This is a genomic window from Aerosakkonema funiforme FACHB-1375 (assembly GCF_014696265.1).
GTDB lineage: Bacteria > Cyanobacteriota > Cyanobacteriia > Cyanobacteriales > Aerosakkonemataceae > Aerosakkonema > Aerosakkonema funiforme_A.
Genome location: NZ_JACJPW010000077.1, coordinates 1 through 24,097 on the forward strand (window position 1 = coordinate 1; position 24,097 = coordinate 24,097).

Consider the following 24,097-nt stretch of genomic DNA (forward strand, 5'->3'; position numbering starts at 1 on the left):
TAATTGTGCCGATGCACGATATGCCTACGGCACGCTGTGCGAAGGCACTCCTGCAAGTGCCTTAACAAAAGTTCATACAGTGTCGATTACTTTTGTCCGACTACTTATAACTTGAGTGATTTGACTGGAATCAGCTTTACAGAATAAGAACGATCGGATTATCAAAGTCCGAACCAGATACAGATTGGCAAACGCTCGCAATTGACATAGGAGCAACATGGGCACGATCGCGACTAAGGACGGTACGCAAATCTATTACAAAGACTGGGGCACAGGACAGCCTATTGTCTTCAGTCACGGCTGGCCGCTGAGTGCGGATGCTTGGGAATCGCAGATGTTTTTTCTCGCCTCGCACGGCTACCGTTGCATCGCCCACGATCGTCGCGGTCATGGCCGATCGAGCCAACCTTGGCACGGCAATGACATGGATACCTACGCTGACGATCTGGCAGAACTCTTTGAGGCGCTGGATCTAAAGGATGCGGTGACGATCGGACACTCTACAGGCGGTGGTGAAGTAGCGCGTTTCATCGGACGCCACGGTACCAAGCGCGTTTCCAAGGCCGTGCTGATGGGCGCAGTGCCGCCACTGATGCTCAAGACAGAGGCAAATCCGGGTGGGCTGCCCATTGAGGTGTTCGATGGCTTTCGGGCGGCGTTTTTGGCTGACCGATCGCAGTTCTTCCTCGATGTAGCCAGCGGGCCGTTCTTTGGCTTCAATCGACCCGGTGCCAAAGTCTCCCAAGGTCTGATCCAGTCCTGGTGGATGCAGGGTATGATGGCTGGTCATAAAAACGCTTATGACTGCATTAAGGCGTTTTCGGAAACAGATTTCACCGAGGATTTGAAGAAGTTCGACGTGCCAACGTTGATTATTCACGGTGATGACGATCAGATCGTACCCATAGGTGCTTCTGCCCTCCTGTCTGCCAAGCTCGTCAAGAATTCGATTTTGAAGATCTATCCTGGGGGAACGCATAGTTTGGGCGACACGAGCAAGGAACGGCTCAACGCCGACCTGCTGGAATTTCTTAAATCCTGATGCGGATGCAAGGATGTGAGACATCCCTGTTAAAAAACTCAATGGGTGCATTCTTATAAGTTTGCACCTGTTTCGCACAGATATTACCCAACAACCGCCAGAAATCACAGGCATGACAAAAAAACTAGAGGGAAAAATTGCAGTCGTTACAGGTGCATCTAAAGGCATCGGTGCCTCGATCGCCAAACATCTGGCAGCCGAAGGTGCAGCAGTTGTCGTTAACTATTCATCAAGCAAAGAAGGGGCCGATCGCGTGGTTGATGAAATTACCAGCACAGGCGGTAAGGCGATCGCAGTTCAAGCCAATGTTGCCAAAAAAGCAGAGATCGAACATCTGTTTGCACAGACACAGCAAACATTCGGCAAGCTAGATATTTTGGTCAACAATGCGGGAATTTATGAATTTTCCCCACTGGAAAACATCACCGAAGAACACTTCCACAAGCAATTCGATCTGAATGTGCTGGGATTGATCTTCGCCTCACAACAAGCCGTCAAGCACTTCGGCTCGGCAGGCGGCAGCATTATCAATATCAGTTCGATCGTTAGCACCCTCGCCCCCGCCAATGCCTCAATTTATAGTGCTACCAAAGCGGCTGTTGATGCCGTCACGAAGTCGCTAGCCAAAGAGTTAGGCCCCCGCAACATTCGCATCAACTCCATCAATCCCGGCATGGTGGAAACGGAGGGGGCACACACAGCAGGAATTACCGAGAGTGAAGGTCGCCAACAAACTGAAGCGCAAACACCATTACGTCGCATTGGACAGCCACAGGACATCGCCCCTGCCGTTGTCTTCCTTGCTTCCTCCGATTCGGGCTGGATCACTGGCGAAACGCTGTACATTACGGGTGGGCTTCGCTAAAGCGCCAGTCCAGTAGAATAAATTGACAAAAACAACGAAATATGTGTTATGTAGGGGCGTTCGCGTAGCGTGCCGGAGGCATTAGCATTTGGGCGACAATTTATTGCAAAAAACCCAAGATTTTCTGTCCAAATGCTTCGCCCTGCCGCAATCTAAAGCCCATTTCACATTATTTTGCTTTTGTCAATCTCTTTTACTGGACTGGCGCTCTAGAACATCGATTCAGTACCTATCGTTAACGATTTGAAAAACGCGGACTCCACCACTTGTACCAAGCAATCCAAGCCTTCTCTAAAATTTGATAACTTTGCTGCGGCGAAGAATTATTTAAAGGTACAGACATTTGCGTCCACAGACAACGTTCGTCTCGCAGTTTTGCCGAATCTAACAACCATAAAAAGAAGCGATCGAACCGCAAATCGTACATATATCGATTGCGCCTAAACTGCTCATAAGTGAACGTAGTACCGCCACTCGGATTTATACAAGCACTCAAGTACGCTCGTTTTTCGTAAACAAACATACCATAGAAGCCTACATTTTTATTATTAATAATACTAGGTTTAATATTACGAAAAGATGAAATAGCCGTGTACTTTTCTATCCAAGCTTCCAGATTGCCAAACGGTTCTATATCCTTTGGACTCTTCACTAAATAGCGCATTTCTATATCCAAGGGCAACCCATTTTGAACATAGCGATATTTCCGCCCAGCTATATACTCAGAATTATCCACCATTTGAATAACTAGGGGATTGCTTGCCAAACCCTGCCATTCCGGTAATGAGACAGCGGCTGGTAAATCAAAGCTGATGATATTTCGTTCTTTTACGGTGGGGTAAAAGATTGATTTCCCCAGCACAAATACCACGCCCCCAAAGGCGATCGCCAAAAGCGAAATTCGGATATTTTCCCAGTGTTTCATGTTTGTTACTATTTTATATCATAAAGCAGAAGACAGGAGGAAAAAGCCATAGTTTGGTGCAATGAAGAACATGGTAATTACTTTCAATGTTGATATATATTTACCATTTTAAAATCTAATTGATTTATAGACTTTCTTAATCCCCAGTCCCTAATCCCTAACCCCTAACCCCTAGCCCCTGCTGTTCTCAATACTGTAAAATGACAAAATACCCCAAACATAAATACCGCCAGCATAGAAAAAATCAACGAACCATCTCCCGTATGCCAATACTCAAAAGCTTCTTGATTGGATAATGCTGCTAGTATAGCCATAAGAGCGACCCGCATCCCGTTGACAACAAATGCTAAAATAACAGATGCGATCGGCACTAATATTCTGTGCCACAAGTGATGACCAAACATCACCAAACAAATAAAAGACAATCCCAATAGTTGCAAAATTATACCAAAGCCATCACAACCAGCACCTACCTTTATCCCTCCCGTTGGTAGCGTCACCATAACTCCCGAATTCGATACTTGAAATCCTAAAATCCACAGCACAAAACTAGCAAACTTAGCTGTTAACAAAGACAGGTCGATAAAGATGGATAGCACTCCCGGCGGTACAGCCATAAAAGCAACCAGCAAAATTTCCTGCCAATATTGCTTCAATCCCTTCACTCCAGAAGCAAGCAGACTTAAACCTAAAATTGAGATGAAAGGAGAAACGCGCAAAAAAAGGTCATAACCATACAGGTGCGTACTCTTAAAAAGCACAAAACCAATCAGCAATGCACCAAAAATGGTAGAAAAAACTTCGCTTTCTAAATTCAAAGAATCGCGTTTTCTCCAAATTAACGCAGATACCGCCACCCAAAACAATAAACTGATGCCCAGCAAGTCAGCATTTTCGCTTCTCCAACTCAAATGAAGATGAAGAGTAATTAAACTTGCTGCTATAGCTAACAGCCAGTATTTGGGATCTTTGACAAGTTTCAGGTTATTCATCGTTACCCCACAATACCTACTGCATTTGCCAAAGTACTTGCCGCAATACATCTGGCGGGACTCGATCGGTCACAGTTGCAGCACCAATTTGTGTAGGTAAAACAAATCGCACCTTACCCGACTCGACTTTTTTATCAGTTTGTAGGGAATTTATAATCTCCTCAACATCCAAACCAGTAGGTAACTTTGTCGGTAATCCAGCTTTTTTAATTAACTCATTTTGACGTTCTGCTGCTGCTTTATTCCAAGAGCGAATATCAACAGCAATCTGACCTGCTGCTACCATCCCAATAGCCACCGCTTCACCGTGATTGACCGACTTGTAACCCGTTAAGCTTTCTACCGCATGACCGATCGTATGTCCGTAATTCAGTAGCGCCCGCAAACCCGATTCTTTTTCATCTTTCCCTACCACAATTGCCTTCGCTTGGCAAGAGTGTTTGAGGATAATTTGCAAAATTTCCTCATCTAAGTAGCGCAGTTGATCCAGGCGCGAAGATTGCTCTAACTTAGCGAACAAATCGGCATCCCAAATCACGCCGTATTTAATCACTTCCGCGATACCAGCGCGAAACTCCCTTGGCGGGAGAGTTTTCAGCACATCCGGGTCAATTAAAACCAAACGCGGCTGATGGAATGCGCCAATCAGATTTTTGCCTTTGGGATGGTTAACTCCAGTTTTACCGCCAATCGCCGCATCAACCATCGCCAGCAAGCTGGTGGGGACTTGCACGAAGTTAATCCCGCGCAACCAAGAAGCAGCCGCAAAACCTGTCATATCGCCAATCACGCCGCCCCCCAAAGCTACCATTGTGGAGGAGCGTTCCAGGCGATTTTCCAAAGCGAGGTTATAAATTTTTTGGAGAGAAGTCAGAGTTTTGTACTGTTCTCCCGCCGGCAGAATGCAACTGGCGACCTCAAACCCAGCAGCAGTGAGAGATCCGATCGCTCTTTCCCCATAGCGCTTGAAAATAGCCGGATTGGAGACAACCAAAACTTTTTTGCCCAGATTCAGCGGTTTGCTTTCTTCGCCACTCATCCAAGCACCGAGTTTGTCTAAGCTACCAGAGGCGATCGCAATTTCGTAAGAATTCTGCGGTAAATTAACATGAATAACGGATTGCATTGTCTAAACCATCACTGAATCGAGGAACAAAAATGTCTGGAGTCGTAGCTTACGTTCTATACTTGGGTGCTGCCTACGCAGTGGCAGTAGGCTTGTTTTTAACTCTCAGAGCCGTTAAGCTCATTTAGCTAGGGGCTAGGGGTTAGGGGTTAGGGGTTAGGGGTTAGGGGTTAGGGGCTAGGGCGTCGGGAAGAGGGAAGAGGGAAGAGGGAAGAGGGAAGAGGGAAGAGGGAAGAGGGAAGAGGGAAGAGTGAAAATATTTATTCTCCCGCTTCATAAACTCTCCCGCTCTCCCGCTCTTCCCCTAGCCCCTAACCCCTAACCCCTAACCTCTAGCGCCTACCTTTGCCAATTTTTTCTCTTCTACCAGATATTCAGCTAATTGGGCTTCTATCTGCTTCCGCACAATCTGGCGATATTCCAGAAAATGTTCGTTGTGGGCGCACACAGTCAAGTAATGATCCCAAACACCAGGATTGTGCTTGATGATACTAAACAAGTGATGCCAGAACTTCCAGCGAGTCTTGCGTTTCACACCCTGACGCCAGATTACAATACACAGCGCACGTAAATCTACCCAACTGGGGAATTTAAATTTTGGTTTTGCTTTCGTCGCACCCAGCATCAAGAAACAGCGATAAGTGCGGTCTAAAAAGCGATCGGCATCGTATAATTCCCAAAAAGCTTCGATATATTCCCTGCCAATCTCTTCCAAAGGCCGAGTCGGGATAAAATTCATCAAATTAGTTTGGTTAATACTGCTATCCCTATGCCGTAAGCGCCCCTCCTTTTCCAATCTGTTCCACAGCGCCGTATTCGGTAAAGCTTGCAACATCCCGAACATCACCGTCGGAATAGCTGCTGCTTCCGCAAACTGGACAATCCGCTTACCAGCACCAGATTTCTCACCATCAAAACCAATAATAAACCCAGCCATCGGGCGCAATCCAGCTTTTGCAATCAGCTGCACAGCCTCAATCAGAGGATTTCTCATGTTCTGAAATTTCTTAGTCAGCTGCAAACTATCCTCATCAGGCGTTTCAATTCCCAGAAACACCCCATTAAAATAGCACTCCACCATCAATTCCATCAGTTCCGGGTCTTGTGCTAAATCGATCGAAGCTTCTGTATTAAACGCAAACGGATAACCGTTTTCTGCTTGCCAAACTTTTAACTCCTTCAGCAATAACTTGACATTGCGCTTATTGCCGATAAAGTTGTCATCCACCATAAACACACTTCGACGCCACCCCAGTTCGTAGAGATAATCCAATTCAGCCAGGAGTTGCTTTGGTGTCTTCGTTCTAGGTTTGCGACCGTATAGCACAATAATGTCGCAAAATTCGCACTGAAAAGGACAACCTCGCGAAAATTGTACCGACATCGAATCGTAAGCATCAAATTCCAGCAAATCAAAACGGGGAATCGGCGTCTCCGTTACAGATGGTTTCTCTCCGTTAGCGTGAAAAATCCCCCTCGTCTCACCCCGTTGAATCGCCTCGACAAACATCGGCAGAGTAATTTCCCCTTCATCTAAAATCAGATAATCTACCCCCGCCTCTTCTGCTTCTTCCGGTAAACTGGTGGGATAAGGGCCACCCACAGCAACTCGTTTGCCCCGTCTTTTCGCTTCCTGGATTTGGGCGATAAAGTCTTCTTTCTGCACAATCATTGCAGAGAGAATTACTAAGTCTGCCCATTGCCACTCTGCCTCTGTGACCGATCGAATATTGCGATCGACCAGTTTAAATTCCCATTCTTGTGGTAAAATAGCCGCGACAGTTATTAAACCTAAAGGCGGCAGTAACACTTTGCGATCGACTAATTCTAAAATCTTTTCGTAAGACCAAAATGTTTTCGGAAACAGAGGATAAAGCAGTAAAACCCGCATTTAATGTTACTCCGTAGGATGTCTAATCCACTTAAGCCTAGCGCGTAATAGTTCAACTCTCATTTCCCGATTCCGATTCTCGGTCATCTAGATCGAGTCTATAATTGTTAACTCGCGTCAGCCTTTGTCCGCTTCCTCCCACCACACCGCTGCTTTTGAGAACATCGCTGAAAGTTGCACAGTAAACTGGCAAACCAAAAGTTGCTGGATTAACTGCATTTTGATAAGTAAAGTGCCGATACTCCAAACAAAACCTATCCCACGGACTCATCTGAATCTTAAAGATAACGATGAAAAGATTAGCTAACCAAACAGACAAAGGCAAACGAAACAAAATTGGTTGATTCAGATAAGCGCAAGCCTCCTCCACTACTTGATTTACCGTTACTGCCGGATTTCCCAACACGAACTGCCGATACTCTTTTTTCTGCGGCGGATTTTCTATCAAGTATCCTACTACTTCTGCAATATCTTGGGAATGAATAAAGTGGAAACTAGCATCTGCTTTGAAAAAGCGAATCAGCTTAATCCATTTTGTGATACCGGGTAAGCCAGATGAAATGTGAGAATAGGGATGTTGTGCATCGCCGCCTAAAACTAAGGTAGGAAACACAGCAGTTATCCGATCGTATATTGGCAAGCGCGATGCTTGACGCAGAAAATCGTGCTTGGAACGAATGTAACTTGTTCCCAGTTCTCTTGCTTCTTTGAGAAGTTGATTGTTGCGATCTAGGATACTGGCGGTGGAAAAGTAAATTATTTGCTGACAGACTTGTCGATCGAGCAAATTCAGCAATTGAATATTTTTGTAGATATTCACATCCAGCACTTCCTGATCTGTACCGCCCCAAGACGTAGCAATCAGCACTGCACAATCGATCGTTTTGAGCAGATTTGCATGGCGCGGAATCTGTCGTATATCGCCTCTGACGATGTTAATACCCGGACGGGCATTACAGTCAAAACGCAGTTTGCCCGGATCTCTTACCAGCAAGTATAGTTCGTGTTCTGTCTCCCGAATCAGTTTTTCTACCAGGTATTGACCGATGCAGCCACTCGCACCGGTGATAAAAATTCGCTTGCGTTTGTTTGCGGACGATGATGGCTGGGGCGTGCGCGGAGAAGGTGCAGTTTCGCGGCTACCCAAATTAGTAGAGGTGTAAATCTCTTCTGGAGATTTTGACTCTAAACTATCCTTTATTTCTGGTCTTTTCCGCTCTTCTAAAAGGCTTTGTGAGGAGTTTGACTTTGTGCTTTCGTCTATTTCCCCTCTGTTAGCCTCTTCTCCAGAAATATGTGCAGCATTTGACTCGGAATTATTCTCTAATTCTGTAATGTTAGCCTCTTCTCCAGAAATTTCGGGATTGCTTAATTCAGGAGTTTCTTCAATTGCTAAGCGATCGCTTTCTTCCACTAACTCCACTGGAGACATTGATGATGTTGCAGTCTCTGACACTGCTATGCGATCGTCTTCGGTGATTGATTCCACTGGAGACATTGATGATGTTGCACTTTCTTGCACTGCAATGCGATCGCTTTCTTCGACTAACTCCACTGGAGACATTGATGATGTTGCAGTCTCTGACACTGCTATGCGATCGCTTTCTTCCACTAACTCCACTGGAGACATTGATGATGTTGCAGTCTCTGACACTGTAATGCGATCGTCTTCGGTGATTGATTCCACTGGAGACATTGATGATGTTGCAGTCTCTGACACTGCAATGCGATCGCTTTCTTCCACTAACTCCACTGGAGACATTGATGATGTTGCAGTCTCTGACACTGCAATGCGATCGCTTTCTTCCACTAACTCCACTGGAGACATTGATGATGTTGCAGTCTCTGACACTGTAATGCGATCGTCTTCTTCGACTAACTCCACTGGAGACATTGATGATGTTGCAGTCTCTGACACTGTAATGCGATCGCTTTCTTCGACTAACTCCACTGGAGACATTGATGATGTTGCACTTTCTTGCACTGTAATGCGATCGTCTTCTTCGACTAACTCCACTGGAGACATTGATGATGTTGCACTTTCTTGCACTGTAATGCGATCGTCTTCGGTGATTAATTCCACTGGAGACATTGATGATGTTGCAGTCTCTGACACTGTAATGCGATCGCTTTCTTGTGCTGAAACATCTGAAGATTGCGATCTTATCCGATCCTGTGCTTGTAAACTGTTGACTTCTTGTACAGAAATATCGACAGTGTGAGATTCTAAACTTTCCTGCACTTGTGCGCGATCGTCGTCGTCTTGTTCGGCAATAACTTCAAGCAAGATTATTTCTCGATCTGCTTCTACTTGCGGCTGATTTTCTTCTGCTGCGGAAACTTCAGTCAAGTTTATTTCTGGACTCACCTGTGGGGCTGATATCTCAGCTTCTCGATCGGGAAGTGGAGAATATTCCAATTCTAAAATTGGCTGTATGCGTGGCTTAATTTTGTCTGTTTCTGGCACTTCGCTAGAGTTTGATTCCCGACTCACTTGTGCGGGTGAATTTTCTGAATTTTCAGTTTCTGTTTGAGATATTGCCATCGAGTTTGATTCTAAACTCGGTGGGATTTGGGGCTTAATTTCGGATTCCACAGGAAGATTTGGCGAGGAAGATCGCACACTCGCCTGTGCTTGGGAGCGATCTTCCGTTTCTAGTGCAAGTTCAGGAGAGTTCGATCGCATACTCTCCTGTGCTTGGGGGCGATCTTCCTTTGACTGTGGTAGCTGAGGAGAGTTAGATTCTAGACTCTCCTTAGCTTTTGGGCTGTTGGGCTCTTCTGCTAGGGAATCTCCTATCACTCACACCTCTCAGGTTTTTGCTTCTGGCCCAATTTTAGTACAGGGATTCAAGCGCGGACGGTTAGTAATTTATCAGCTTGCTTAGCAGTTTCAAAGAAGTGAGCCACATTTTCTTCTGGAGTAGTGGGCAGAACGCCGTGACCCAGATTCAGGATATGACCCCGTTTGCCTGCTTTGCGAATGGTGTCGAGGATGCGATCGCGGATAAAATCCTTGGAACCGTATAAAACACAAGGGTCAATATTGCCCTGCACCCCGACATCTGCGCCCAGCCTTGTCCTTGCCTCGGCCATGTCTACCGTCCAGTCTACACTAACAATATTGACGCCGGACTTGGCCATGCGTTCGAGTATGCCAGCGCTGCCGTTAATGTACAGGATCAGAGGCGTGTCTGGGTGGGTTGCTTTTACTTGTTCTACCACTCGCCGTTGATAGGGCATGGCAAAAACTTCGTAGTCTTGGGGGCTGAGTTGACCTGCCCACGAGTCGAACATTTGTACGACTTGGGCACCGCAGTCAATTTGGTAGCGGACGTAAACGGCGATCGCATCTGCGAGTTTACCCAAGAATTGATGTAGCATGGCTGGTTCGGAGAAAGCCATACTCTTAATAATGGTGTAATCTTTGGACGACTTGCCTTCAATAGCATACGCTGCCAGCGTCCAAGGCGCACCGACGAAACCGAGTACTGTTGCTTTGTGACCGACTTCCCGCCGCAATGTCTGCAAAATTTCCCGAATAAAGGGTAAAGATTCCTCTGGTTGCAGGGGATGCAGTTCGTTAATCTGTGCTTGGGTGCGGATGGCCGGCTCGATCGTCGGCCCTTTGCTTTCTACAATGTCGAAAGGAATCCCAATTCCGGGTAGGGGTGTCAAGATATCCGAAAATAGGATAACTCCATCGGGTTCAAATGCCCGGAACGGTTGCAAAGAGATTTCGATTGCCAGGTCTGGGTTTTCCGAGCGATCGCGAAATGAGGGATACTTATCCCGCAGGTCGCGATAAACCTTCATGTAGCGACCCGCTTGTCGCATCATCCACACGGGTGGGCGGTCTAACACTTCGCCACGAGCTGCCCGCAATAAATATGGTATTTGGCTTGACTCAGCCATGTAAACTACTTTCCCAATCAGTTTTTTGAGTGCATTTGCTAGCTTACCATTCTAGGATTGCCTTGTTTCAAAAAGCGTTGAATAGTAGTTACCAATTGCTTCAACTTGACTGGTTTGGTAAGGTATTCATCGACGCCGGCGGCAAAACAGCGATCGCGATCGCTATCCATCGCAAGTGCAGTCAAAGCAACGATCGGGATATCGGCTAAGTTTGGATTGCGGCGGATTTTCTGTGTTGCTTCCAGTCCATCCATCTCTGGCATTTGAATATCCATCAGAATCAATTCGGGCTTTTCAGACTCAGCCAACTCGATCGCTTCCAGACCATTTTTCGCAATCAGAAGGCGATAGCCTTTGACTGTTAGGTAGCTGGCGATCGTATTGATATTGACTTCGTTGTCCTCTGCCAGCAAGATTAAGGGGGATGCTTCTTGTTCGGGCTGACTGAGTTCGGGGTAAGGTTCGGCTTGGGTTTCCGGTACCGATAAAGATGGTGCAGCCACAATGCAAGGTAGTTCGATCGTGAAGCGACTTCCCACCCCTAATTCGCTAGTGACCCCCACCTGTCCGCCGTGAAGTTCGACGATACGTTTGACCAACACTAGACCTAAGCCAGTGCCTGTATATTGACGGTTGAGAGCGCTATCGATTTGGATAAACGGCTGAAACAGTTTGTTGATATTTTCTGGTGCAATACCGATACCCGTATCGATGACAGCAATTTGCAAGTAGCTGGGGGATGCGATCTTGGCGGAATCAGAGTTAGTATTGTCCTGTTTGAGGCTGACTTCTAGGGTGATGCGTCCCCCTGCTGGGGTGAACTTGACAGCATTGTTGAGCAGGTTGATCAAGACTTGGCGGATGCGCCGTTCGTCGATCGATAAGTCGGGCAGATTGTCTGGTAGTTTAATCTCTAGTTGGATATTTTTTTTGAGAGCTTGTTGTTTGATAAATGTTAAACTCGACTGACACAGTGGAGCGATCGCAGTCGGAATAAAGTTTAGCTCTATCTGACCCGATTCTATTTTGGCTACATCTAGAATATCGTTAATGACTTCCAGCAAATGAGAACCACTGCGAGAGATCGTTTGTAAGGCTCTGATCTGTCGCTCGTTGAGACTGCCAAAAACTAGATCTTGCAGTCCTTCGGCCATGCCTAAAATCGCATTGAGGGGGGTGCGAAGTTCGTGGCTCATATTGGCGAGAAATTCATCTTTGAGGCGGGTAGCGCGAGCGAGATTTTCGTTGGTTTCTTTGAGCTGGAGTTCGTATTGTTTGCGATCGCTAATATCCATTACCACACAAACGCAAGTGCTGTCGGTTTCCGAGAGTAGCGCCACCCCAACTAGGACAGAGACTCGGCTACCATCTTGACGATAGTACTCTTTTTCCCACGGGTCGATCGCCTGGTAACATTCCAAATGTGCCATCGCTTTGCGATCGTTGGCAATATGTTCGATAGGAGTGAGATTTATCCAATTAATCCGCTCGGCATTTAGGTCTTCTCGCGTGTAGCCAATAATCTCTAAAAAGCGATCGTTTGCATCAAAGATTTGGCCGCTAAAATCGGTAAACATCACCCCCACAATATTTGATGTAAATACCTGACGGAAGCGATTTTCACTGGTTTGTAAGGCGATTTCTGCCTGTTTGAGCTCGCTGATATCGGATAGAATTCCCTGCACGCCAATCACTTGCCCTTCATCACTGTGAATGGGTGTGGCGCTGGTTCTCACCCAGACATAGTGGCCATCTCTATGGCGATGTCGGAATTCAACATTATTCGATTTTTTGCTTAGTTCGATATTCTGTTTGCGATCGGTTTCTATGAATGGGAGATCGTCTGGATGCACCAAATCTGTAAACGGCTTACCGATCCATTCATTGGCGTCCCAACCAAACAATTTTTTAAACTGAGGAGACAGATAAATAAGCGTTTTATTAATATCGCTCAACCAGATCGTATCGTTAGCTCCTTCTACCAAACCTCGGTATTTAGCTTCGCTATTTGCTAATTCCGCCTCAATTTGTTTGCGAGCGCTGATATCAGCTATATATCCCACTATTTCGACCGGATTTCCCTCCCGATTGCGAACTAAGCGAAATTCATCCCGCACCCAGCGATAGGTTCCATCTTTGTGCAGAAAACGGTATTCATAAATATAGTGTCCCCGCTCGAACAATTGGGAAAGTTCTGCCAATATTCGGGGAGCATCTTCTGGGTTAATATGGTCTGCCCAGAATCCAGAAGTGGACAGGAATTCCTCTGGGGTATAACCCATCACCGTGCGGATATTGTCGCTGATAAATGTAGTGCGATAGTTGGGATTGAGTTCGCAGGTATAGATCGCCGCAGGGGTAGAAGACAGGACAAATTGCAATCGATTTTTCAATCGTTCATTTTCCCGTTCGGCTTGTTTGCGATCGCTGATATCCAGCACTACACAAATAGTTCGATCTTTCGTACCCGGAAGGAGTGCCGCCCCAATCAAGACAGAGATCCGGCTGCCATCCTTGCGATAGTATTCCTTTTCCCAGGGGGTAATATAGCCATACTGGATCAGGTGTTCCATCGCTCTAATATCGGCTGGCATATGTTCCTCTGGTGTGATCGCATCCCAATGGATCGCATCGGCATCCAGTTCTTCTCTGGTGTAGCCCATCATTTCTAAGAAGAAATCGTTGGCAGCAGTGATATGTCCCTGAAAATCCGCAAATATCATCCCGACGACACTAGAATCAAACATCCTACGGAAGCGCATTTCACTTTCTTGCAAAGCAATTTCCGCCTGTTTCATTTCTGTGATATCGGAGACAACTCCAACGATTTGCCGATCGGTAGTTGGTACATCGTTGAGAATAACGCCCCATACGGCAAGCCAGCGAATTTCGCCATCTAATCGCCGAATCCGATATTCAATGCGATACGGTGCTTTTGTCTCAAAAGTAGCGGAGATCGACTCTAGCACCCGGGCGGTATCTTCTGGATGCACCATCGCGATAAATGTTTCTCGATCGCCTGAGAAAGTACCGGGTACAAAGCCAAAAATTTCTTGTGTGCGATCGGACCAAATCAGTTTGCCAACTGGCAAACTACAACTCCAAGTACCCATTTCGGCAGCATCCAAAGCCAGTTGCAACCGCAATCTTTCTGCTTTGAGGATTTCCTCTGCTTGTTTGCGATCGCTGATATCTTTGCTGAAACTGTAATGCCCCACAAAATTGCCAATTTCGTCATAAGCAGCAATCATGGTAACTTGCTGATGGAAGCTAGATTTATCCTTGCGAATACCCCTAACTTCTACTTCCGCCTTATTAGTTTTAAGCATTTCTCGATAAGCTGCTTCCATCATGGCAATGTCATCTGGATGGACGGTTTGCAACCATTCCATACCGATCGTTTCGTTAGGTTCGTAGCCGCACAATTTGGCATAGGCAGGATTGACTGACACATAGCGTCTATCAATATCTAGGCGCGAAATACCCTCTACTGCATTTTGCAAAGCTTGATTGATATTTTGTAATTTAGCTTCGATCTGTTTGTTTTCCGTGATGTCTGTCAGAGTGCCAATATAGCCAATCAATCTGCCATCAGCATCAATTTCCTTAACCACCTGAACGTAGAACCAATTAACAGTACCATCGGGGCACAAATGTCTGCCTTCACCGCAGTTAAATACTCGATTGTCTCTGTGAGATTGTGTATATCTTTGCGTGTATTGTTCTAATAGCCGATCGCGATCTTGGGGATGCAGGCTATCGATCCAACCTGTGCCCAAGGCAGATTCTATCGGTCTCCCGGTCATCTCGCTCCAGCGATCGCTGACATAGACACAGTTTAATGGCGTATCAAATCGGAAAATAGCGACTGGCGCAGCAGCCGCTAAGGTAGCATAGCGACGTTCGCTGTCTCGCAGGGCTATTTCTGCCTGTTTGCGAGCGGTAATGTCGCTTTCCGATCCAATCATACGAACGACTTGTCCGGATTCATCCCGTAATGCTTGGGCGCGATCTAAAACCCACATATAAGCGCCATCTTTGCGACGTACCCGATATTCGACTTCAAAGAATTCGGTTCTACTTGCAAAATGCTCGTCAAGAGCAGTCATAACGCGATCGAAGTCATCTGGGTGAATTCGACTCAGACACTCATCGAGTGTATTGCCAATCTCCTCACTGGTAAAGCCGCGCATTTCTTTCCAACGATCGGAGAAGAAGATACGATTAGTTTTGAGATCCCAATCCCAAATACCATCGTTTGCGCCTTTGAGCGCCAAATGCCACCGTTCTTCGCTGGCTTGCAATGCAGCAGTGCGTTCGGCAACCAAATTTTCTAAATTCTGGTTTAATTGTTGCAGAGTTTTTGCTGCTAGATCTCGTTCGATGGCAATTCCAGCAATATTGGCGATCCGGATCATATTTTCTAACTCTTGGGTTTGGGGTGTACAAATCCGGCGATAATAAATTGCAAATACTCCCAGAATCCGATTGTCACTGCTAATTATCGGGAGCGACCAGCAGGCTTTTAATCCATATTCCAAAGCCAAATTTTGATAGTTTTCCCAGAGTGGATCGGTGGCAATATCGGAGACGATGACGGGTTCCCGACGAAAAGCTGCCGTGCCGCAGCTACCAACTCCTTCACCGATGGAGATGCCATCGATCGCCCGCAGGTAGCCTTCTGGCAATTGAGGAGCTACTGTGCAATGCAATTTGCCATCGCCATCGCACAACATAATCGAACAGAGAGAATCGACTATTTGCAATTCCACAGTACCGAGCAAAGCATCTAAAATCATTGATAGTGGCTCTGCTTTGGCAATGCGCTCCAAAATGCTGTTTTGCAATTTCAGCATTGTCTGGGCTTGCTTGCGTAAGGTAATGTCTGTACTGGTACCGACAATGCGATAAATACGGGATGAACTATCTCGGATGGGATTGAGCGCGGTCAGCCACCAAGTCGGTGTGTTGTTTGAGATGACGCATTGTTCGTAGGAAATGGCAGAGCCTGTGCGAACGCAATTAATATAATGAAAATTTTCTTCCGGTGAATTTGCGTCGATTTCTTCTATTAATTTACCCCATAACCGGGTGGCGGCTGGGTTAAAAGCAATGTGTCGAAATTCGCCATTTTCTAAGACATCAACGGTGAAAATTGCTTGTTCGACTCCTTCATAAATACTCCGCAAAAACTGTTCGCTTTCCTGTAATGCTTGTTCGGTTTGCTTGAGCGCAGTCAGATCGTGAGTTGTCACTACAATCCCAGTAATAGTGCCATCTAGGTCGAAATAGGGATTGTAGGTGACCCTGATAAATCGGCGACTCCCGTTTTGATAATCAAACCATTCTTCGTATTGTTGGACTTTCCCTGTTAGGCATCGATCTAGGTAAGGCTGGATGATAGTTTGGAAACCCGTTTCACCAAGCAATTCTGCAACAGAATGTCCGATAATTTCTTCAACAGATTTCTCATTCCGTTCCAAATAAACGCGATTGACGAAACGATAAATATAGTTGCGATCGAGCAGGGCAATGCCATCAGTGGCGCTCGCAACCATCCGTTCGTACTGACGCAAAACTGACTCGGCTGCTTTGCGATCGGTGATATCTGTATGGGTTCCAATTACCCGCAGGGGTTTACCGTCTGCTGTGCGCTCGATGACTTTGCCGCGATCGAGAATCCACTTGTAGCTGCCATCTTGGCATCGAATGCGATGTTCGTTTTGATAAGTGGGGGTTTGTCCTCTCAAATGCTTGTTCAAATCGGCATAGCAGCCAGCTTTGTCATCGGGGTGTACGCGGCTGTGCCATTCTGCCAGAGTATTGCCCACTTCACTATCGCTGTAACCGAGCATGGCTTTCCATTGTCTGGAAAAGAAAACTCGATCTGTCTGAACGTTCCAATCCCATACACCATCTCCCGATCCTTCTAGTGCAAATTGCCAGCGGGCTTCACTTTCTAGGAGGTGAGCTTGAGCTTGCTTTCGTTGGCTCAGTTCTTCCTGTAACTGTTGGTGGATGGTGGCTTGCTGGAGAGCGATGGCCAGATGTAGCGATAAGGCTTGCAGCAGTTCTACTTCCGATTGTTGCCAGTTGCGGGCGTGTTGGCTTTCAACGGCATTGAGCAAACCCCACAACTTGTCCCCACACATAAGCGGCACCAAAATTTTAGCTCGTATTTGGAGGCGGATTGCCATTTGTCGATGGCAGTCTGACATTTCGGTCGTGTAGATATCTGATACGACACGAATCTTGCCCTGACGATAAATTTCGGCTTGCTCTTGTTGAAAGCAGATGTCGCGAACTCGTTCGCCGATCGAAGATACGGGTGAGTCGGTGGATTCTGCGACGGCAATAGTTTCCCAATCAGCGATAAATTGCCAAATAGTGACGCGATCGCAGCCCAGTACCTGCCTGATCTGGGCTACGGTTGTCTCCAAAATTGTTTGTAGGCTTAGGGACGATCGGATTTGTGCTGCGAGATGGGCAATTAATTTCTCTTGTTGTATCTTGGCATTGAGTGCGGCTGTCCTGGCTTCCACCTGCTGTTCTAGTTCAACGGTACGATTTTTCAGCAGTGTGATTTTCTCGGCTTCCAGTTGGGCTACCTTTACTCCCAAAACTTCAGCTAAGTTATAGAGTTCTAGGGGATGGAGGATTTGCAGCAAACTGCTCTGAGTGACGATGCCCAATAGTTCTCCGCGCTTTCCGGTCACTGCTAATCGATGGATGAAGTGCTGCTCCACAATTTGCTGCACTCTCCAGAGCGAGTCGTCCGGCTTGACGGTAAAAACGGGCGTACTCATGACTGTCTTTGCTTTACAAGTCTCCGAGTTCAAGCCCAATGCTTGAAATTGCACTAGATCTCGTTCGGTTATAATCCCGATGGGAATTAGCAGGGTTTCCGTAGCATTACTGATAGATTCGACAATTATTACGCAACTGATACGGTGTTCTGCCATTGTTTGGGCGATCGTCAGTAGGGAGGAATCGGCTGAGGCGCTAATCACTTTTTCGGTCATCACTTCAGCTACCTGACGCAACCGCAACAGGTCGATCGGTCGGGAAGTTTGCTGCAAACTCTCATGAGTTATGAGTCCTACTGGGCGATTCCGATCGTCTACGATTGGCAAATGGCGAATCTTGTACTGTTGGAGCAAATTAATCGCCAAAAATAAATTTTTGAAGTCAGACTCGCGCAGGGTAATAACGGGATGTGCCATCACCTCGCAGACTGCCCGATCGAGGGGTTGTTGCTGGGCGATCGATCGCACGACATCCCGCTCGGTCAGAATGCCGATAATCTGTTCGTTTTCGACTACCAATACGCAGCTCGATCGCGCCTCTACATAAAGGTCATTTTTTTGACTATCTTCCGTTCTAGTCGTTTGGCAGAACGATCGTGCCCCGCTCATTTGCGCGATCGCATCTATGACTGTCGTATCGGGTGAAACCACTAAGGGATGGCGGACGATCGCAGACTTTAGTGGTGGCGGGATAACATCTGTGGCGCAAGTAGGCATAGATTTATATGGTTTTATGGTTTAGTTTTTCCTCAAACACTTGCTGCTTCTTAGGGCTAACCTATGTTTGAGCGGTATTAAAATGCGAAAAAAGTAAATTGCCAGTCTCAATCTAGTGCCAATTGGTAAAGCCAAAAAGCAATACTTTTATCAGCTTTTATTTATTTTTTCTGATTCAATGTAACAAACAATTTTGTAAGTAAGACACAAAATTGTCGGGGCTGTTTTGGCTTATAGCATATTTAAACATAAAAGTAAATAGTAGCGATCGAGGCCATCAGGAAATACACAGTATTTTCTAAAAATAGCTTCTGTAAGAACACTGAAAAAACTAAATTAATCAAAAATAGATAGTAGGATTACAGACAATAAATTTACATTTGTTTAGAATCAATTTTTACCTCCCCCTTTACAACCCAAAATAAAGTTGATAGATTCATATTGTCAGGTGGCAAGGCAAACGCTAAGCCCCCAGAAAAAAACAACAACAATGAGTAAAAGGTAAAAAACAATGGCTGTCGAAAAAACCAACTCTTCTTCTAGCTTGGCTGAAGTTATCGATCGCATTCTTGACAAAGGTATTGTTGTAGACGCTTGGGCTCGCGTTTCGCTAGTTGGTATTGAATTACTCGCGATCGAAGCTCGTGTTGTAATCGCTTCTGTTGAAACATATTTGAAGTATGCTGAAGCAGTTGGTCTAACTCAATCTGCTGCGATGCCTGCTGCGTAAAAATTTAGATAATGCTACAATCCAACGATTGAGAATATCTTAAATTTTCCACAAACTTCTGCTTTTGTTTAACTCTCTCAAATTCCTTGATGCCGCGTTATAAGAGCTGGATGCAACAAAGCAGAAGTTTAATTGAACCACAATCGCTCTGAGTTTCAAAATGAGCGATTGTGGTTTATTCACTCACGGATACTTACTCTGATTGAGGAAAACTTCATGACATCCTTAATGGAAAGAATCCGGCAGGAGCATCGTTCTATAGCTGAGGAAGTAACTCAACTATTCAGAGATACTCAAACATTTCTGTCGGATACCGCTACAACCAGACAAGATCGAGCTAAACAGCAAGCTGAAGATCTGTTTAAATTTCACCAAGATTTACAGCAAGAAAATCGCGACTTCTTAACAGATATCCATCAGCAACGGATGGAACAAGCGAAAAAACAAGCTGAAGATCTGTTTGAATTTCACCAAGATTTACAGCAAGAAAATCGCGACTTCCTAACAGATACCCATCAACAACGGATGGAACAAGCGAAAAAGCAAGCTGAAGATCTGTTTAAATTTCACCAAGATTTACAGCAAGAAAATCGCGACTTCTTAACAGATACCCATCAGCAACGGATGACTAACGCTAAGGAACAAAGCCAGCAGCTAGGTCAATTCCGTCGGGATCTGTTTATTAGCATTTTTGGAATTCCTCGCTCTAGTCCTTCCTCAAAGCAACCTCCGAATTCAGCAAAGCAGTCCATAAGTCCGCCCAATAATTCATCAAAACTGCCAACGAATTCACCTTCACCAAAACCGCCAACAAATCCATTAAGACCTCCAGCCGCAAAAGTTGCTGAGGCGGAGTCTCAATCTAAAATATAAAACCCCGTCTACTAACTGTGTACGGGACAGTTTGATTTAGGGACAAGGAAAATACAATCTTGTCTCCTAAGTTTTCCCGTTTTAGGCTGGTAGCCATAATCCCAATCTTCTAGTTAATTTTGCTACTAAGAATGGCCTCTTCAATCGAAAAGATAAAACCCCCCTATCTGCTAGCAATTTTCGCTAGTAAGACTGGGGGGTAAGCAATCAAAAAAACAACAATGAATGTAGGTTTTTAACCACGACATTCTGTGTGCTTACTGAGATTCCTAAAACTCAGCTTAGCAGCACAATTCCCGTCCTTACGGACTCGGGCTTCCTGCTTCTTAGGGAGAATTGTTTCTTAACCCTCCACAGGCAGCAACGATTTGTCTAACCGCCGTTGCCAGGTATTTAATTTTTTTAATCTTAGATTTTTTTAATCTTATTAAGAGTATATCTTATCAATTTCATAATGGCAACATCACTAGACAAGTATTTGTACGTAACTTTTATTCGAGCGACGTTTGGGGAGTAAATAAATATTAAATGTCGGCTAGACGTTTGGTTGAAAAAGTCGATCGCTCATTGTATATCCATTTTTAACTATCCCACTTGTAGCAGAAAAACAAATATAATTTAGCCCTAAATCTTATGCTAAAATTCTAGCGTAATGAGACAAAAAACAATGCTATTGTACGAATTTAAGCTGAAAGGCAAAGCCAAACAATATCGCTTAATTGATGAAGCGATTAGAACTGGCTTGTTTATCAGAAACAAGTGCATTAGATATTGGTTAGACAACTCCAAGGTTGGCAAGTACGAGCTAAGTGCCTACTGTAAAATCTTGGCATCTGAATTCAGCTTTGCGAAGAAACTGAATTCAATGGCAAGGCAAGCATCGGCAGATAGAGCTTGGGCGGCGATTTCACGGTTTCATGATAATTGTAAAAAGAAGATTGCAGGCAAGAAAGAATTTCCTAAGTTTAAAAAGCGATGTCATTCAGTTGAATATAAAACAACTGGTTGGAAGCTATCAGAAAACAGGAAGTATTTAATCTTGACTGATGGTTTTGAAATTGGCCAAATTAAACTGATCGGAACCTACGACTTGCATGGCTATCAATTATCAGATATTAAGCGCATCAGGTTAGTCAGACGGGCAGATGGATATTACGCCCAGTTTTGTATCGCCTATAATCGTGAAATCAAAACCGAACCAACCAAAAGGATGATTGGGCTTGATGTTGGTCTGACTCATTTCTATACAGATTCAGAGGGCAATCATGTAGATAACCCTAGATACTTGCATCGTTCGGAAAAAGCATTAAAACGATTACAAAGAAGAGTATCTAGAAAGTTTCGTACTGGTCAAAAACCGTCTAAAAATTACATCAAAGCCAAACAAAAATTAGCCAAAAAACACCTAAAACTTAGTAGGCAGCGTAAAGATTGGGCGTGTAAGCTAGCCCAATGCGTAATTCAGTCTAACGACTTGATTGCTTATGAAGACTTGCAGGTGAGAAATATGGCTAGGAATCACAAACTAGGTCAGAGTATTAGCGATGTAACTTGGTATCAGTTCCGAGTTTGGTTGGAGTATTTTGGCAGGGTGTATGGGAAGATAACTGTAGCCGTTCCACCTGAATACACCAGCGTTAATTGCTCAAATTGCGGTAATGAAGTCAAGAAAACGCTTAGCACTAGAACTCATAAATGTAGTTGTGGATTGGTGTTGTGTCGAGATACGAATGCGGCAATTAATATCTTGATGGAAGCATTAAGTACGGTAGGGCATACCGGAACTAGGGCAAAAGATGCCCTCAACGCTTGGGGAGAGTTGTCCCTCTATCTAGATTCAGTAATGAGTCTAGACAAGGACTCTCGCTGAACCAAGAATCTCCGTTTCTTGAGAACGGGGAGTGTCAATATTTTTAAGCAGCAATCTTTAGCGCGATTTCAACTGATGTTTACCCCTCCAACAGGTTGAAAAGCGCTGGGAGGGATAACAGGATATTATTTAACTACGCAAACTCCAGCGACTGATACCGCACATCGCTGACTGTTTCTGCCAGGAGTACCAGCTTGTAAGTTGCGAGTGCTGGTATTGTAAGTGTATTCTCCGGCTGGGTAATTGCGGTTGGCATTGGCGCAATACCTGTAAATTTGATTGGATTCTTCAAAAGAAACTACAACCAAAGAACTTGTTGCCGCCGGACAGGTATCCAGGACTCGCAATCCCAATTCATCTTGCAAAATTTGTCTTCTGGAATCGTTGAGTGAAGATGAACTTCCGGCAACAGTCGTGCCTCGTTTTAAATCGCCGCTGACAGCATCATAAGTGTATTCTCCGGCTGGATAAACGCGGTTGGCATTGGCGCAGTATCTGTAAGTTTGAGTAGATTCGGGAAAAGAAACGACTACCAAAGAACCTGTTGCGGGAGGACAGTTATCCAAAACTCGCAATCCGAATTCATTTTCTAATATGCGTCGCTTGGCATCGTTAGTTGAAGAAGAACCTTGGGCAACAGGAGCGCCTGTTTTGAGCTCGCCGCTAATAGCATCGTAGGTGTATTCTCCGGCGCGATAAACGCGGTTGGGACTGGCACAATATCTGTAAGTTTGTGTGGATTCGACAAAGGATACGACAACTAAAGAACCAGTTGCGGGAGGACAGTTATCCAGCACGCGCAATCCAAATTCATCTGCTAGAAGTTGTCGCCGTTTATCTGCGTTTGGTGAAACTGGATTTTGGGCAACTGAATTATCGGAAATTCCAGAAACGGAAAGGGTGTATCTTCCCCGCGTGTTATTTTGACCTAATACTAAAAGTCGATATTCTCCATCAGCGGGTACTCGGTAGCGTAGCGAATTCTGCGTATCGTCGTAAGCAACTTGCCTTTCGTTTTGCGATGAAATCAAAACTAATACTGGTGCGAGATTGCCTTCTTCAACATCGACGGAAATTTCGATCGTATCTCCTTGCTGGGCGTTAAAGGTGTATTCTTCTCCAGTAGCTGTTTGAATGGGAGAACCTGTCCTTGTTTGGTTTCTAAATCGGAAGGTGGGAGAGTTAGCGCGGATGACTCCATTAACGCTATCTCCATCATTGAGTCGTTCTGCTGCACCGACAATATCGCCGATCGCTATTACCATCATCCCTGCGATCGCGACACTTGCAGCCATTCTACGCAAAAACTTACGATCGATCTTCATCATGCCCCCTCACCTATTTTTGAAACATTGCTTGCTGTTTCGACAGATTATATAGATCTACGGTTCCTGGAGCATCCCAAGCATTACCTAAAACTAAGCATACCTCGATCGCCATCTAATTCTACTGGAACTCCCATCGGTAAGCAGGCGTTGGGGCCGTCGTGACCGAAGGGCAAGTCCGATCCGATGGGTATGCCAAGGTCACAGAGGCGATCGCGCAACACTTCCTCTATACTAAAACTGGGAATTCCCTCTGGAGCCTCGCAGCGACTAAATCTTCCCAAGGCAATACCTTTCACTTTTTGGAATATTCCCATCATCCGCCATTGGGTTAATTGTCTGTCAATGCGATAAGGAAATTCTGTCACATCTTCTAAGGCTAAAATTACTTCATCTAATTCCGGTTGCAACGGCGTTCCCAATAAGTGCGTCGCTACTGTTAGATTAGCCGGTAATAAAATGCCGCTCACTTTACCGCCACCCCATCCTACACCTTGCAATGGTTGCAGTTGCTTTCCTTCTACCCAGTCGAACAATCTTTGGATTGACCAATCCGGTTCGGATGCTATCGTGGTGAGCAAGGGGCCGTGAACGCCAGAAATCCCGATTTTACTCAAACTCCACAGCAGCGCAGTAACATCGGAAAAACCTATCAGCCATTTAGGATTGGTGATTGGGAATTGTGCTTTGCTCGCCCGTTCTCCTACAGTCCATATCCAATCTTCCAACAATCTAGTACTTCCGTAACCGCCTCTGACACAAAGGATTCCCTTGACTTCTGGATTGTGCCATGCTTCTTGTAGTTGGCGGCGACGATGTTCGTCTTTTCCAGCGAGATAGCCCCATTTTTCTTGCACATTGGTAACTTCTACACGATAGCCGCGATCGCACCAAATTTGCACGCCTTTTTCCAATGCTTGATATTCTCGCAAAGCACCGCTGGGGGCAACTACTTTTAGTAAATCCCCTGGCTGTAATGATGGTGGTAATTGACAGATATTCATATAATAGAATAATACC

Annotated in this window: 16 protein-coding genes; 6 read left to right on the forward strand and 10 right to left on the reverse strand. The window is 45.4% G+C overall.

Annotation, left to right across the window (positions count from 1 at the left end):
• The first annotated feature begins 217 nt into the window (after positions 1-217).
• Both H6G03_RS25065 and H6G03_RS25070 read left to right on the forward strand, forming a co-directional pair.
• Positions 218-1,042, forward strand: coding sequence for an alpha/beta fold hydrolase (locus H6G03_RS25065; RefSeq protein ID WP_190470284.1), 825 nt, complete (start codon positions 218-220; stop codon positions 1,040-1,042).
• Between the two features lie 112 nt (positions 1,043-1,154).
• Positions 1,155-1,907, forward strand: a complete 753-nt coding sequence (locus tag H6G03_RS25070) for a glucose 1-dehydrogenase (RefSeq protein ID WP_190470288.1) — start codon at positions 1,155-1,157, stop codon at positions 1,905-1,907.
• 235 nt (positions 1,908-2,142) lie between these two features.
• Here the strand turns inward: H6G03_RS25070 and H6G03_RS25075 are convergent, their stop codons facing one another.
• The 3 genes from H6G03_RS25075 to aroB form a co-directional block, all read right to left on the reverse strand.
• Positions 2,143-2,832 carry a cyanoexosortase A system-associated protein gene (locus H6G03_RS25075; protein ID WP_190470291.1) on the reverse strand — a complete coding sequence of 230 codons (690 nt, stop codon included), beginning with the start codon at positions 2,830-2,832 and terminating at the stop codon, positions 2,143-2,145.
• A 164-nt stretch (positions 2,833-2,996) separates the two neighbouring features.
• Complete coding sequence (gene crtA / locus H6G03_RS25080) at positions 2,997-3,824, reverse strand: cyanoexosortase A (protein WP_190470294.1); 828 nt, start codon at positions 3,822-3,824, stop codon at positions 2,997-2,999.
• A 16-nt stretch (positions 3,825-3,840) separates the two neighbouring features.
• On the reverse strand, positions 3,841-4,950 hold the full coding sequence (aroB, locus tag H6G03_RS25085; RefSeq protein ID WP_190470296.1) for a 3-dehydroquinate synthase: 1,110 nt from the start codon (positions 4,948-4,950) through the stop codon (positions 3,841-3,843).
• Between the two features lie 32 nt (positions 4,951-4,982).
• Between aroB and petL the strand changes: the two genes are divergently transcribed.
• Positions 4,983-5,078, forward strand: coding sequence for a cytochrome b6-f complex subunit PetL (gene petL, locus H6G03_RS25090; RefSeq protein WP_190470299.1), 96 nt, complete (start codon positions 4,983-4,985; stop codon positions 5,076-5,078).
• Between the two features lie 197 nt (positions 5,079-5,275).
• Here petL and H6G03_RS25095 read toward each other — a convergent pair whose 3' ends face one another.
• The 5 genes from H6G03_RS25095 to H6G03_RS37370 form a co-directional block, all read right to left on the reverse strand.
• A complete protein-coding gene (locus H6G03_RS25095; RefSeq protein WP_190470302.1) occupies positions 5,276-6,841 on the reverse strand; it encodes a B12-binding domain-containing radical SAM protein in 1,566 nt (521 codons plus the stop codon).
• Between the two features lie 52 nt (positions 6,842-6,893).
• Entirely contained in the window at positions 6,894-8,339 is a 1,446-nt protein-coding gene (locus H6G03_RS39585) for an NAD-dependent epimerase/dehydratase family protein (RefSeq protein WP_407650764.1), read from the reverse strand.
• Positions 8,227-9,066, reverse strand: a complete 840-nt coding sequence (locus H6G03_RS39590; RefSeq protein ID WP_190470346.1) for a NosD domain-containing protein — start codon at positions 9,064-9,066, stop codon at positions 8,227-8,229. Before H6G03_RS39590 ends, H6G03_RS39585 begins: the two co-directional genes overlap by 113 nt.
• Positions 9,067-9,691: 625 nt before the next feature.
• A complete protein-coding gene (gene hemE / locus H6G03_RS25110) occupies positions 9,692-10,756 on the reverse strand; it encodes a uroporphyrinogen decarboxylase (RefSeq protein WP_190470303.1) in 1,065 nt (354 codons plus the stop codon).
• Between the two features lie 38 nt (positions 10,757-10,794).
• Complete coding sequence (locus H6G03_RS37370; RefSeq protein WP_199315473.1) at positions 10,795-18,279, reverse strand: PAS domain S-box protein; 7,485 nt, start codon at positions 18,277-18,279, stop codon at positions 10,795-10,797.
• 511 nt (positions 18,280-18,790) lie between these two features.
• Here H6G03_RS37370 and gvpA point away from each other — a divergent pair.
• The 3 genes from gvpA (at position 18,791) to H6G03_RS25155 (ending at position 21,752) form a co-directional block, all read left to right on the forward strand.
• Entirely contained in the window at positions 18,791-19,009 is a 219-nt protein-coding gene (gene gvpA / locus H6G03_RS25145) for a gas vesicle structural protein GvpA (protein WP_190463961.1), read from the forward strand.
• Positions 19,010-19,225: 216 nt separating this feature from the next.
• Positions 19,226-19,882: a gas vesicle protein GvpC gene (gene gvpC / locus H6G03_RS25150; RefSeq protein ID WP_190470306.1), complete on the forward strand. Its 657-nt coding sequence runs from the start codon at positions 19,226-19,228 to the stop codon at positions 19,880-19,882.
• Between the two features lie 667 nt (positions 19,883-20,549).
• Positions 20,550-21,752: an RNA-guided endonuclease TnpB family protein gene (locus tag H6G03_RS25155; RefSeq protein WP_190470309.1), complete on the forward strand. Its 1,203-nt coding sequence runs from the start codon at positions 20,550-20,552 to the stop codon at positions 21,750-21,752.
• A 125-nt stretch (positions 21,753-21,877) separates the two neighbouring features.
• Here H6G03_RS25155 and H6G03_RS25160 read toward each other — a convergent pair whose 3' ends face one another.
• Both H6G03_RS25160 and H6G03_RS25165 read right to left on the reverse strand, forming a co-directional pair.
• Positions 21,878-23,080 carry a hypothetical protein gene (locus H6G03_RS25160; protein WP_190470313.1) on the reverse strand — a complete coding sequence of 401 codons (1,203 nt, stop codon included), beginning with the start codon at positions 23,078-23,080 and terminating at the stop codon, positions 21,878-21,880.
• Between the two features lie 80 nt (positions 23,081-23,160).
• Positions 23,161-24,081 (reverse strand): S66 peptidase family protein, encoded by a 921-nt coding sequence (locus H6G03_RS25165; protein ID WP_190470317.1) that lies wholly within the window; start codon positions 24,079-24,081, stop codon positions 23,161-23,163.
• Positions 24,082-24,097: the final 16 nt, after the last annotated feature.

What these genes read in the sequence shown, in the direction of transcription:
- H6G03_RS25065 (WP_190470284.1), top strand. Translation starts at nt 218, where the DNA reads ATGGGCACGATCGCGACTAAGGACGGTACGCAAATCTATTACAAAGAC.
- H6G03_RS25070 (WP_190470288.1), top strand. Translation starts at nt 1,155, where the DNA reads ATGACAAAAAAACTAGAGGGAAAAATTGCAGTCGTTACAGGTGCATCT.
- H6G03_RS25075 (WP_190470291.1), bottom strand. Translation starts at nt 2,832, where the DNA reads ATGAAACACTGGGAAAATATCCGAATTTCGCTTTTGGCGATCGCCTTT.
- crtA (WP_190470294.1), bottom strand. Translation starts at nt 3,824, where the DNA reads ATGAATAACCTGAAACTTGTCAAAGATCCCAAATACTGGCTGTTAGCT.
- aroB (WP_190470296.1), bottom strand. Translation starts at nt 4,950, where the DNA reads ATGCAATCCGTTATTCATGTTAATTTACCGCAGAATTCTTACGAAATT.
- petL (WP_190470299.1), top strand. Translation starts at nt 4,983, where the DNA reads ATGTCTGGAGTCGTAGCTTACGTTCTATACTTGGGTGCTGCCTACGCA.
- H6G03_RS25095 (WP_190470302.1), bottom strand. Translation starts at nt 6,841, where the DNA reads ATGCGGGTTTTACTGCTTTATCCTCTGTTTCCGAAAACATTTTGGTCT.
- H6G03_RS39585 (WP_407650764.1), bottom strand. Translation starts at nt 8,339, where the DNA reads ATGTCTCCAGTGGAATCAATCACCGAAGACGATCGCATAGCAGTGTCA.
- hemE (WP_190470303.1), bottom strand. Translation starts at nt 10,756, where the DNA reads ATGGCTGAGTCAAGCCAAATACCATATTTATTGCGGGCAGCTCGTGGC.
- H6G03_RS37370 (WP_199315473.1), bottom strand. Translation starts at nt 18,279, where the DNA reads ATGCCTACTTGCGCCACAGATGTTATCCCGCCACCACTAAAGTCTGCG.
- gvpA (WP_190463961.1), top strand. Translation starts at nt 18,791, where the DNA reads ATGGCTGTCGAAAAAACCAACTCTTCTTCTAGCTTGGCTGAAGTTATC.
- gvpC (WP_190470306.1), top strand. Translation starts at nt 19,226, where the DNA reads ATGACATCCTTAATGGAAAGAATCCGGCAGGAGCATCGTTCTATAGCT.
- H6G03_RS25155 (WP_190470309.1), top strand. Translation starts at nt 20,550, where the DNA reads ATGCTATTGTACGAATTTAAGCTGAAAGGCAAAGCCAAACAATATCGC.
- H6G03_RS25160 (WP_190470313.1), bottom strand. Translation starts at nt 23,080, where the DNA reads ATGATGAAGATCGATCGTAAGTTTTTGCGTAGAATGGCTGCAAGTGTC.
- H6G03_RS25165 (WP_190470317.1), bottom strand. Translation starts at nt 24,081, where the DNA reads ATGAATATCTGTCAATTACCACCATCATTACAGCCAGGGGATTTACTA.